At 36.9% G+C, this 12,962-nt stretch carries 10 protein-coding genes and 1 rRNA gene; 3 read left to right on the forward strand and 8 right to left on the reverse strand.

Annotated features, from left to right (window positions below):
- Positions 1–124 (reverse strand): 16S ribosomal RNA (locus tag WAZ07_RS13095); the annotation flags it as partial.
- A gap of 345 nt (positions 125–469) precedes the next feature.
- On the opposite strand from WAZ07_RS13095, the gene WAZ07_RS13100 reads away from it, so the two are divergent.
- Entirely contained in the window at positions 470–826 is a 357-nt protein-coding gene (locus tag WAZ07_RS13100; protein WP_090917001.1) for a YgzB family protein, read from the forward strand.
- 138 nt (positions 827–964) lie between these two features.
- Here the strand turns inward: WAZ07_RS13100 and WAZ07_RS13105 are convergent, their stop codons facing one another.
- The 7 genes from WAZ07_RS13105 to WAZ07_RS13135 form a co-directional block, all read right to left on the reverse strand.
- Positions 965–1,480, reverse strand: a complete 516-nt coding sequence (locus WAZ07_RS13105; RefSeq protein ID WP_336472816.1) for a hypothetical protein — start codon at positions 1,478–1,480, stop codon at positions 965–967.
- Between the two features lie 165 nt (positions 1,481–1,645).
- Positions 1,646–2,077, reverse strand: coding sequence for a peroxide-responsive transcriptional repressor PerR (perR, locus tag WAZ07_RS13110; RefSeq protein ID WP_336472817.1), 432 nt, complete (start codon positions 2,075–2,077; stop codon positions 1,646–1,648).
- A gap of 461 nt (positions 2,078–2,538) precedes the next feature.
- The gene (gene bcp / locus WAZ07_RS13115; RefSeq protein WP_336472818.1) at positions 2,539–3,003 is read right to left on the reverse strand and encodes a thioredoxin-dependent thiol peroxidase; all 465 of its coding nucleotides are present in this window, start codon (positions 3,001–3,003) and stop codon (positions 2,539–2,541) included.
- Positions 3,004–3,049: 46 nt separating this feature from the next.
- Complete coding sequence (locus WAZ07_RS13120) at positions 3,050–3,454, reverse strand: potassium channel family protein (protein ID WP_336472819.1); 405 nt, start codon at positions 3,452–3,454, stop codon at positions 3,050–3,052.
- 81 nt (positions 3,455–3,535) lie between these two features.
- Entirely contained in the window at positions 3,536–4,321 is a 786-nt protein-coding gene (locus WAZ07_RS13125) for an ABC transporter permease (RefSeq protein ID WP_336472820.1), read from the reverse strand.
- A 7-nt stretch (positions 4,322–4,328) separates the two neighbouring features.
- A complete protein-coding gene (locus WAZ07_RS13130) occupies positions 4,329–5,120 on the reverse strand; it encodes an ABC transporter permease (protein WP_090916989.1) in 792 nt (263 codons plus the stop codon).
- Positions 5,113–6,126 carry an ABC transporter ATP-binding protein gene (locus WAZ07_RS13135; RefSeq protein ID WP_336472821.1) on the reverse strand — a complete coding sequence of 338 codons (1,014 nt, stop codon included), beginning with the start codon at positions 6,124–6,126 and terminating at the stop codon, positions 5,113–5,115. Before WAZ07_RS13135 ends, WAZ07_RS13130 begins: the two co-directional genes overlap by 8 nt.
- A 366-nt stretch (positions 6,127–6,492) precedes the next feature.
- On the opposite strand from WAZ07_RS13135, the gene WAZ07_RS13140 reads away from it, so the two are divergent.
- Both WAZ07_RS13140 and WAZ07_RS13145 read left to right on the forward strand, forming a co-directional pair.
- Complete coding sequence (locus WAZ07_RS13140) at positions 6,493–7,782, forward strand: glutamate-1-semialdehyde 2,1-aminomutase (RefSeq protein WP_336472822.1); 1,290 nt, start codon at positions 6,493–6,495, stop codon at positions 7,780–7,782.
- Positions 7,783–8,071: 289 nt separating this feature from the next.
- Positions 8,072–12,511, forward strand: coding sequence for a glutamate synthase-related protein (locus WAZ07_RS13145; protein WP_336472823.1), 4,440 nt, complete (start codon positions 8,072–8,074; stop codon positions 12,509–12,511).
- Positions 12,512–12,962: the final 451 nt, after the last annotated feature.

Raw genomic sequence — 12,962 nt, forward strand, 5'->3', positions numbered from 1 at the left:
TACGTGTTACTCACCCGTCCGCCGCTAACTTCTTAAGAGCAAGCTCTTAATCGGTTCGCTCGACTTGCATGTATTAGGCACGCCGCCAGCGTTCATCCTGAGCCAGGATCAAACTCTCCAATAAAGTTAGTTTGTCTAGCATCATAAATAAAAATTGACGTTTCACGTTGTTTGTTTCGTTCAGTTTTCAAAGAACTTATCCGCCGCTCAATTGCGACTTCCTCATGTTAACATCTTTATTTTTTGATGTCAACACTGTTTTTCACTTCTTTTTCATTTCGCTTTCTGCTCTTGTGCAGCAGCGACGTTTATTAATATAGCATGCTCCTTATAGATGGTCAATACCTTTTATAAAAAATTCTACATCCTAATTAAACACCTCAAAATACATAAAAAAGGCCTAGATACCTTTAATCATCCAAAAATTCAGAATTCTATGTTATATTATCATTATAGGAAGGTGAAAGAGATGAGCATTAAATACTCAAATAAAATCAATAAGATTAGAACTTTTGCATTAAGTTTAGTATTTATTGGACTTTTCATTGCATACTTAGGCGTTTTTTTTCGAGAAAACATTCTTGTTATGACAATTTTTATGATGGTCGGGTTTTTCTCCGTCATCGCTAGTACTGTTGTTTATTTTTGGATTGGTATGCTATCAACAAAAACCGTTCAAGTTGTTTGTCCGTCTTGTAACAAACCAACAAAAATACTTGGACGAGTTGATGCTTGTATGCATTGTAACCAGCCGCTCACACTTGATCGAAGGTTAGAAGGAAAAGAATTCGATGAAAAATACAATCGAAAGGGTTACAAAATGTAACGGAAAGCCTACATTTATTTTCTATAAGGCTTTATTAAATGATAATGTTGATATCTGATGAAAAGGAAAAGGATCGATTCAGCCCTTTTCTGATTTCTACTTCAACTAACCGACGCTTTAGTTGAAGTAGCCTTTTAATTAATCATCCCATTTAGTAATTGCATAAAAAATTTCTTTTGGATTGGGGTCGTGTTCCAAATATCCTCCATAGCGAAAAACTAGAACACCATAGCTAAAATCTTGACTAATAATCCATATATCATCATTGTTAATACATTGCCATAGAATACTAAAGTTCTTTATCGCCCATTTTCCGTTAACAAGAAATATTGGACTGTCATCTATCCCCAAAAATAAATAAACTAGGTTTTCTTCAATATCTATCCCTTCCACATAATGAATAACCTCTTGTTCCCAACTAAATTCCTTTCTGAAATTACTATAATTAATTACAAAATCCCATTTATGTAATTCAAAGTTCCATTTCTCGTGGACCTTATTAAGGATTGTTTCTAATTCCGGAGATGTAATTACATCACTTTTTTCTATAACAGTTGACATATCTTTGGTTAGTAAACTCATTAATTTATATCTCTGGCTCTTTTGTTGAGCTATTTTTAACTTTTGTTTTAAACGCGCCTTTCGTTCATCCATAATGGCACCCCGTTACTGTTAATCGCATTATATCTTCATTTAAATAAAAGTTTATTAATTCTTTTTTATTGTATTAAACTACATCGTTAGCTTAACAAAAAAATCAACAGCAGTCTTTAACAGAGCCTTTTATAAAAAAAAGAGCTGACTTGAAACGTCAGCTCCTTAATCAATCTTATTACAATCTTGACAAACACCGTAAATTTCTAAACGGTGACTATTGATTACAAAACCCGTTGCTTTCGCGGCTTCGTTCTCAATCTCCTCTAGATCTGCATACGGAAAATCAACAATTTTGCCACATTTTTCGCAAATCACGTGATAATGTTGACTTGTAACGTAATCAAATCTGCTAGAGGCATCACCATAGGTAAGCTCTTTTACAAGCCCTACTTCTTTAAATACGCGTAAGTTATTATAAACTGTTGCAACACTCATATTTGGAAACTTACCTTCTAATGCTTTATAAATCTCATCCGCTGTTGGATGCATCATAGATTCCACAAGGTACTCTAAAATAGCATGACGCTGTGGAGTAATGCGTACACCCGTATTTTTCAACATTTCCAGCGCTTCTTTTAATTCTTCTTTGACCACCGTCATGCACCCCGATTCTATACGGATTATTATTTTATAATTCTTATAAAGAGTGTACTCCTTTTCCTTCCACTCGTCAACATTTCTACTATAACTATGTATTTTATTCTTTAACTTATTTCAAATTTAATAAACAGTGTAAACATAGTTAATGTGGGCGCCAGCAGCAGCCACCTCCCACTTCAAAGATATCCAAAAAGAAAAAAGATTAATTAAAGAATAAAGTTTCACTTTATTTTTAGATGATCCTACTTCTTTTTATACACTTACACGAAAAAAGTGCGAGAAAAACTCGCACATGAAAAACTATCATCTGAGGAGGTATGCCCTACACTGTTAACATATGAAAAATTCCCAAAAGTGTATAGTCATATGCCTTGTAATATTTCATTAATTATTTTATTCTGCGTAAATTTCTATTTGTACCTACTGTCTCGTTTACTTTAGCATTTACAGGCCCATTATAAATTTTCTTTAACAAATTCCAACGCTTCTTCTACATGGCCCTTAACTTTAACTTTTCTCCATTCTTTCACTAACTGTCCTTCTTTATCAACTATAAATGTCGATCTTTCAATTCCCATGTACTCTTTTCCAAAGTTTCTCTTAAGCTTCCACACATCATACATTTCTGCAACTGTATGATCTTCATCAGCTAACAGCAAAAATGGCAAATTATATTTTTCGATAAATTTCTCGTGTCGCTGCAAAGAGTCTGTACTTATCCCTAAAATTACACACTCTAACTCTCCAAAGGCTACATGATGATTACGAAAATCACACGCTTCAGTTGTACACCCTGGTGTCATATCTTTCGGATAAAAGTAAATTACAACGTGTTTCCCTCGAAAATCAGCTAATTTTACTTGCTCTCCGTTACTTGCTGTTAGCGTGAAATCCGGTGCCATTTGTCCTACTGCAACCATGTAAAATCACTCCTTCTCTTTTGCTTCCACTATATCAAATATCCTATCATTTTTCATTTTCCATAACTGTCCGCACAACAAATGCAAATGGCATCGTATATCCAATTAACGCTTCTACAATTGCAATCCAACGGCCAATTCCAATAGGAGTTACATCACCATATCCAACTGATAACAACGTAATTGCACTAAAATATAAACATATTTCTACAAGTGCAAATGAGTGATTCATTACTATCTTCCCGTCTTCTTCTAATACCGAAAATCCACTTTCTTCTAAAACAACATAACTAAGCGCAAATGCAATTAGTACCGTTGTATAAATAAGAAATAACGAAATCAGATTATACAAAGAGAAAAAACGGTTTGATTCTCCTGCCGAACTCCATAGCAATTGTATACTTCGTAATACAGCAATCGCAGCAATCAATAAAATAATCACCCACAACATGTCCTCCACCTCATTTTATTTGTATGAGGACAAAAGATGATTTATCCCATATGAACCCTCTTAGTCTAAAGATGAAATAGATTAATTTCCAGCACCGCGATATCGCTTTACCCCTAAATTCCAAACGGAAAACCCGATTAAAAAACAAATAAACCCAACAATCGGTGTTACAAATGCATAGGAGTTCCATTCAGTTTTTCCTAAAAAGTAAGATGCCGGATACACACCAACAAAAGCAAACGGTAATACAAACGTTAAAACAAAACGAATAACGCGATTATAAATATTAACAGGATAACGTCCGTAGTTTCCGATGTTATACATGAGCGGCATAATAGAACTTCTTGCATCTGACCAAAAGCCAATGCTTGCAAGCGTTACGAAAATCCCACCATACACGAGTGCACCGCCTATTACCATCAATATAAATAGAAAGAAATCATACCAATGAAATGTTAATTGAAGCTGCAGTGCAGCATATCCCATTACGCCAAAACCGGTTATTGCACCAAGAAGCGATTCCAATTCCATTCGTTCTAAGATCACTTGAAACAAACTATGAATAGGACGTGTTAAAATTCGGTCCATTTCCCCTTTTACAATATAACGATCATTAAAATCCCATATATTAAAGAACGAAGAGAAAATCGCAAACGGAACCAAGAAAAAACCATAAATAAAGATAACTTCTTCCCTGTTCCATCCTTTTAGCGCTTGCGTATGTCCAAATACAACAAGGATAAAAATTAAGTTTACTGCTTGTAACAATAAATCAGATAGCAAACCAACAATAAAATCCCCGCGATATTCCAACTTCGTTTTTATATATTGACTTGCATATTGTAAAAACAAATTAAAATATAACATGACTTCATCATCCCCCTTGCACAATCAGCCGTTTTCTCGCTGTTTTCCACATCATAACAATTGGAATAATGAGAAGCACTGCCCATATGATTTGAAATAGTAAAGCTTTATAAATCGCCTCACCTTGCATTCCTTCTGAGAAAATCATACTAGGAATATAACTAATCGCTTGAAACGGCAAAAACGTCATTACTTTTTGCGCCCATAGCGGATAGAAGCTAATCGGAAGTAATAACCCTGAAAACAAGTCAATAACAACGCGTTTTGCATACATAATTCCATTATTATTAAATAAGAAAAATGTTAACATTCCTGTCATTAAATTAATTTGTGTATTGATGATAAAACTAAATAATAATGATAGGAAAAAGTACAACCACGTTTGGAAATTTGTTGTAATTTGCAGTGAAAATAACAATGTAACGATGACCATACCTGGGATAGAGAAGAAAGCAAATCGAAAAATCCCTTCTCCTAATCCTTGCATTACTTTCATACCTAAATAGTTATATGGACGAATTAATTCAACTGCAACCCGTCCTTCCTTAATTTCCATCGCAATCTCCCGATCAATATTATTAAAATAAAATGCACGGGCCATCCAGGCAATTGCAATGTATGTCGTCATTTGTGTAACCGATAAACTTTCAATATTTTCTTTTCCGCTATAAATGGCTTGCCATAAGAAATAATATGCTCCGATATTAATTGTATAAATAATAATACCGCTATAATAATTTGTTCGATACGCAAGCATCATTAAAAACCGAACGCGAATCATTTCAATATACTTACCCATGAATCATGCCCTCTTCATAAATATTACGAATGATTTCTTCTGTAGAAACTTCATTAATTTTTAAGTCTTTAATTGCAAAAGATTGCACAACTTTTGATATAAGAGTTGAAATCATAACTTCTTCATTTGGGATCTTAGCAATCCATGTATTTTGTTCTTTTCCTTGTGACCAAACTACATTATTATCAGGCATTAACATCGCAAGTTGCTGATAAGAAACAGAGGTTACAAATTGAAAATGAATTTCTTTTTCTGCTCCCCATTGCGAACGAAGCTTGTCTAAAGATCCGTCATACATTATTTTTCCTTCATCTAACATGACAACACGATCACAAAGTGCTTCAATATCCGTAATGTCATGCGTCGTTAATAAAATTGTTGTTTTATATCGTTCATTCATTTCTTTTAGAAAATCACGGATTTTTAATTTAACGAGGACATCAAGACCGATTGTCGGTTCATCTAAAAACAATAGCGGCGGATTATGAATTAAAGCTGCCGCTAGTTCACAGCGCATCCGTTGTCCGAGCGATAACTTCCGAACTGGTTTATCCAATAAAGGACCAATATCTAATGTTTCAATTACATGCTCCATATGTTCTTTATACTCTGCATCAGATACACCATATACTTTTTTTAACAAACGAAATGATTCTTGCACAGCAATATCCCACCAAAGCTGCGAGCGTTGACCAAACACAACACCAATTGTTTTCACAAACTCTTCCCTTTGTTTGTGAGGATTCATGCCATTCACAGTAATTTGTCCAGCAGTCGGTGTCAAAATACCTGTTAGCATTTTAATCGTAGTGGACTTACCAGCGCCATTTTCTCCAATATACCCAACCATCTCTCCTTGCTTTACAGTAAACGAAATATCATTTACTGCTGGGACAATTTTATAATTACGATTTAATAAATCTCGAAACGCTCCTTTTAATCCTGAGCGGCTTGAATACGATATAAATTCTTTTCGTAAATCTTTTACTTCAATAACCGTCTCCATTACGATTCTCCTTTCTATCTTCCACTCTAGTAAACAATATCTTTCCTTGTTATACGCCTAACTATATATTTTTCGACATATAAATCATTGCTATATAGCAATGCAAAATGACTCCCACTCGCTTGATCCCTTTGTTTTAAACCAGGCATGTGGCAGAAAAAGGCCCTGACCGCTTCTATGCACAGCCAGATGCTCTCGTCCTCCTCTAAAAAGAAAGGTTTTTTATATAATCATCAATTCGATAGTGAAAGTTTCTGTTTAGCACAACGAATAGTTTACCCAACAGTAGCAACTTGTACAAACAATACGTCTTTTCCAAAAACGTGTTAAAATAATACATAGATTTTTGTAAGGAGATGAATTTTCATGAAGTTCACAAAGTCAGAAGAACTACATAAAGATGCTTTAGAACATATCGTTGGTGGTGTAAACAGTCCTTCTCGCTCTTATAAAGCAGTTGGCGGCGGTTCACCAGTTGCAATGGAGCGCGGTCAAGGTGCTTACTTTTGGGACGTGGACGGCAACAAATATATCGATTATTTAGCAGCATACGGACCGATTATTACAGGTCATGCTCATCCACATGTAACAGAAGCGATTAAAGTCGCTGCCGAAAATGGGGTGTTATACGGAACACCAACAGCTTTAGAAGTAAAATTTGCAAAAATGCTAAAAGAAGCTATACCCGCGATGGATAAAGTACGTTTTGTAAACTCAGGAACAGAAGCTGTTATGACAACAATCCGCGTTGCTCGCGCTTATACAGGACGCACAAAAATTATGAAATTTGCGGGTTGCTACCATGGACATTCGGACTTAGTTCTTGTAGCAGCAGGCTCTGGTCCTTCTACACTTGGTACTCCTGATTCTGCTGGTGTACCACAAAGTATTGCCCAAGAAGTGATTACAGTTCCTTTTAATAATGTAGATACATTAAAAGAAGCTTTAGATAAATGGGGACATGAAGTTGCCGCAATTCTTGTAGAGCCAATCGTTGGAAACTTCGGTATCGTTGAACCAAAACCAGGCTTCCTTGAAAAAGTGAATGAACTTGTTCATGCAGCAGGTGCGTTAGTTATTTATGATGAGGTTATTACAGCTTTCCGCTTTATGTATGGCGGCGCTCAAGATTTACTTGAAGTAACACCAGACTTAACTGCACTTGGCAAAATAATCGGCGGTGGCCTTCCAATTGGTGCTTACGGCGGGAAAAAAGAAATTATGGAGCAAGTTGCGCCGCTCGGTCCTGCGTATCAAGCAGGTACAATGGCCGGAAACCCAGCTTCTATGGCTGCTGGTATCGCATGCTTAGAGGTACTTAAGCAAGAAGGAGTATATGAAAAACTAGATGAACTTGGAGCAATGCTTGAAAAAGGTATTCTAGAACAAGCAACTGCACATAACATCGATATTACAGTAAATCGCCTAAAAGGTGCTTTAACAGTATACTTTACAAAAGATAAGATCGAAGACTACGATGCTGCACAAAATACAGATGGTGAAACGTTTGGTAAGTTTTTCAAACTCATGCTTCACGAAGGAATTAACTTAGCACCATCTAAATATGAAGCATGGTTCTTAACTACAGAACATACAAAAGAAGACATTGAATACACAATTGAAGCTGTTGGCAGAGCATTTGCTGCTTTAAAATAAAATTTTTCATAAACAACAAAATACACTACCCTCTTTAATAGGAATAAAATAAAAAAACAGAGGTAACACTCTGTTTTTTTATTTTTACTATTTCATAAATCACACATCAATAGTATAATTATTCATAATTATCTGTTTTAATTTCAGATACAAATTGGTTCAACTAATCAATAGTGGGGATGAAGAACCCCTCACTGATGGAAGTTTCACTTTATTATGTTTAATACAAGGTGTTGTACACCTTGAATATTTTGATTATTCCAAATTCAAAAAGAGGAGGGATTGACGGATGCCGGGTACAACAAATAAATGGACACCGTCTTCATTTCAAAATTATGCAAATGCAGAACATGATGCATGTGGAATCGTTTCCGTAATGGAAAAACAAAATATTCCAACGAAAGAAAACATCGATCTTTGTATACAATCTCTTGTAAAAATGAATCACCGTGCTGGATTTATTAATAACGAAGGCGATGGAATCGGAATTCATATCGATCTTCCTAAAGCACTTTGGGAAGAAAAATTAACTAAATATGGTTATAACCCAACATTAGTGAACCATCCTCACTTTATCGTTGGACATTTTTTTCTACATCAAAAACAAGACACACATGCCTCACAAAATGATATCCGTTCCTTACTACAGAGAGAAAATTTAACGATTATATTTGAAACTAGCGCCGTAACTAACTCTAATGCCCTTGGACCTCTTGGTAAACAAGAAGAACCGCTATTTTGGCAAATTGCTGTTATTCCAAAAAATCAACATGAACAGATTGATCAATTACTATTCTCGCTAACGATAGAAATCGAAAAAAATGAAGCAATTCATGTTGCGTCATTTAGTCCTAATTATGTTGTTTATAAGGTACTCGGAGCTGGGGATACACTTATATCATATTACGCTGACCTGCGTCATCCACTTATTGCATCTACAATGACTCTTGGACATAACCGCTATTCTACTAATACATTATCTAATTTTTTTCGTGTTCAACCATTTAGCATCCTTGGACATAATGGAGAAATTAATACTATTGCTAAGCTGCGAGATCAAGCTGAAATGATTGATGTGTCCCTTGCAATTGGAGGCAGCGACTCTCAAGACTTAAATCGTACGCTAGAAACACTTCTCACCCATTACAACTATAGTTTATTCGAAGCAATGGATATATTATTTCCACCAATTATTAATGAAATTAAATTATACAAGCCGCATATGCAAGACTTATATACGTATATACGTGAAGCATGGGGACATTTTGCTCAAGGACCGGCTGGAATTATTTCACGACATAAAGATGAAGCTGTTTTTAGCGTCGACTCCCTTGGTTTACGCCCCGTTTGGAAAGTAGAAACGGAAAGCTCTTATATTTTTTCCTCTGAACCAGGTGTTATTTCTCCGGCTGAATACATGGCAGAACCAAAATCACTTGCTCCAGGGGAAAAAGTAGGCCTAAAGCGAAACGCGAAGGGTGATCTTATTTTATACGAATACGATGCATACCAAAAAGAAGTATATGCACGTATGAAACAACGAATTGAATTTACCGATTATCGCTACCACCTACATGTTCCGCCAACAGATGAATTAGATAACCTTGTTTCAATTACAGAAGTAAAAACAGAGCAATACGCGGCTTTTGGCTGGGACCGAGAACATATTCAGCTTCTCGAACAAATGGCTAAAAAAGGCGCTGAACCAATTCGTTCCCTCGGGCATGATGCCCCCCTTGCAGCACTCGATACAGGAAGACAAAATATTGCTGATTTTATAAAGGAAAGCGTTGCTGTTGTAACAAATCCTGCAATTGATCGCGACCGGGAAGTAGAGCATTTTTCGACGCGTACAATTGTAGGGAAACGACCAACTCTGTATACAGCAAACGAACAACCATTCATTGTAGAACTTCCAAGCCCTATTATCTTAGAAGGCACATTGGGGCAACAAGCTGCAGGGCATCTAGACACAGTATCTTATGAACAACTCATACGGCTATTTGCTCTACACAGCACGGTTTATAAAGTATCTGGAACGTTTACAGAAGATGAAACTTTAGGTGCGGCACTCAATCGCCTTGGGACAGAAGCTGTAGCAGCAATAAAAAAAGGTACATCACTTCTTATCATTGATGATGCAAAAGCTCATCAAAACAATCAGTTATGGATTGATCCGCACTTAATTACAGCCAAAGTTCATCAAGAGCTCGTGAAGCATAAACTCCGCCGTAATTGTGCAATTGCCGTACGTTCGGGAGCACTTCGCTCTTTACACGACATTGTAACTTTATATGGTTTAGGAGCAGATGTTATCAATCCATACCTTACATTTGCAACAGTAAACGATGAAACAGAAACGCCTCTTCTCAATTTATATAACGCATTGAATAAAGGAATTGAAAAAGTGATTTCAACACTTGGAATTCATGAATTACGCGGCTATGGTCGCCTCTTCTCTTCCATTGGTCTACACGAAGAAATTGCACAGATATTGGATATTACGAATTTCCTTGGATCTAGTAGGTTGGCTTTTTCGCTACAAGCACTAGCAGAAGATGCAAAAGTCCGGGCAATCGATTATACAAATGAAAAAGCAAACATACGAAAAACATTTCATCTATTCCCGCGCATTTGGAAAGCGATTGGAGATATTTCCAAGGGAAATGCATACGATGACTACCGTGAAAAACTGGATGAATTAGAAGAAAAAAATCCAACAGCAATTCGTCACCTTATAAAAATAAAAGAAACAAATCATAAAACACCAATTGAAAAAGTCTCAATTGCAGTAAAAAATCATAGTCTACCATTTATTATTAGTTCGATGTCATTTGGCTCACAAAATGAAATTGCCTTCCGCGCATATGCCGAAGCCGCTGATCGATTAAATATGATTAGTTTAAACGGTGAAGGCGGCGAAATTAAAGATATGATCGGTAAATATCCACATACACGCGGGCAACAGATTGCATCAGGACGTTTTGGTGTCAACGCTGAACTCCTCAATTCATCTAACTTAATTGAAATTAAAATTGGGCAAGGAGCAAAACCAGGAGAAGGCGGACATTTACCGGGGTCAAAAGTAACAGCAAAAATTGCAGAAGCGCGAAATGCAACAATTGGTTCGGATTTAATCTCTCCTTCCAATAACCATGACATTTATTCAATTGAAGATTTAGCCCAAATCATTACTGAAATTAAAACTGCCAACCAACATGCGAAAGTAGCTGTTAAAGTTCCTGTTGTCCCTAATATCGGAACCATTGCAGTAGGTATCGCTAAAGCTGGTGCTGACTTTATTAACATTAGCGGTTTCGATGGCGGGACAGGTGCCGCACGTATTCATGCCCTGCAGCACGTTGGTCTTCCTGTTGAAATTGGTGTAAAAGCTGCTCATAACGCGCTGTTAGAAGCTGGGATGAGAGAGCGTGTAGAAATTTGGGCTGACGGCGGCATCCGCAGCGCTGCAGATGCATTAAAAATTATGCTTCTTGGTGCAAACCGCATTGGCTTCGGTACACTTTCTATGATTGCAATCGGTTGTACGACATGCCGCGGCTGTCATTTAGATACTTGTCATGTCGGGATTGCAACGCAAATCGAATCAGAAGCACAAGCGAAAGAACATGGCCTGCGCCGCTTCGTACCACGAAATTTCGAAAGTGCTGTAGAAGGATTGTTACATTTATTCACAGCTTTCGGAACAGAACTAAAACGATTAACGGGACAGCTTGGCCATATCAACTTACAAGAAATTGTCGGTCGTTCTGATTTATTGGAACAAACACACGGCCAGCATTTACTAAATTTACATTACTTATTACAAACATTAGAAGATGTAACATACAATGCCGTGCAAACAACAGCGCATCAAGAATGTAGCAAGGCTCATTATTCCATTGCATCTAAAGAACTTATTCATGTCGGCGTCGATCAACGTGTTATGGGGGGCATGGAATCTTGCTACCGTATTCGCAGTAAACTATATGAAAATCGTGTATTAGATCCCGTCACATTAAAATACACAAATGGATCTGTTCCCGGAAATGGTCTAGGCGCCTATAATAGTGAAAATCTCTTCATTCACGTCAATGGCGGCGCACAAGATGGCATTGGAAAAACAGCTTTTGGCGGTGGTATTTACATTACAAAAACAAAAGGAAAAGATGGTAAATACTATAACGGTTCTGTTGGAAAGGGATTCGGATACGGAGCACAAAAAGGCGCATTATATATACAAGGAAACGCTGACGCTAGAGCAGGGATTCGTCTATCAGGAGCTGATATGATTATTGGTGGAAAAATGACAAAACCACTTCCGAAAGAAGAACATGGAAATATCGGTGTTCACGCTAATATAAAAGGATTTGCTTTTGAGTATATGACAAACGGCCGCGCGCTCGTCCTCGGTGACCCTGGACCGTGGATTTGTGCCGGAATGACAGGTGGAGTTGTATACTTGCGTCATCTTCCTGATTTTGGATTAACAGAACAATCATTAAGACGACGAATTGCAAAAGGAGCGAATGTTACTATTCGTCCACTCAGCAAAATAGGAGAATCTGATGTGAAAGAGCTATTATTAGACTATCTTCGTATATTAAATGAACATGAACAATACGAAGAAGTCGCTCTTCTCTCACCTTTGTTAACCAATCTAAATTCTCATTTCTTCGAAGTAATTCCAACAAAAGAGCAAGCCGATCCATCTGTTTCAACAGAGTAAACCAAAAGAATAAATTGAAACTTTATTCAGTGGGGGTTTTCTTCATCCCCCACTAATTATCAGCCCTCACCAATCGGGCGCATGCCAGCAGTTTATCTCCCACCTAACTTCTTAAGAAAAGCGGAAGTGGCTCGTTCAGAATGTGAGGAGGATGGAGCTTCTGACGTAGAGGGGGGTTTTTCCTCGTAGGAAGAAGCGAAGCCACCGAACATTCTAGCCACTGAAGCTGGACAATGCTTTCGCTGAATTTTGAGGTGGGAATATTACTGCCCACGAATAGTGGGATAACAGTTTTTTCATTGACGCCTTTTGATTCTCATAGTACTCTATAACAAATCAAAAAAACCTGCTGAAGTTCAGCAGGTTTTTTCATTAAAATACTACTTGCTAACATAAGTTAATGAATGTATAGTATCATATTGTACATTCATTCTGACAAGGAAGAAAGGAT

The sequence above is a fragment of the Bacillus bruguierae genome, from assembly GCF_037104725.1.
Lineage (GTDB): Bacteria > Bacillota > Bacilli > Bacillales > Bacillaceae_G > Bacillus_A > Bacillus_A bruguierae.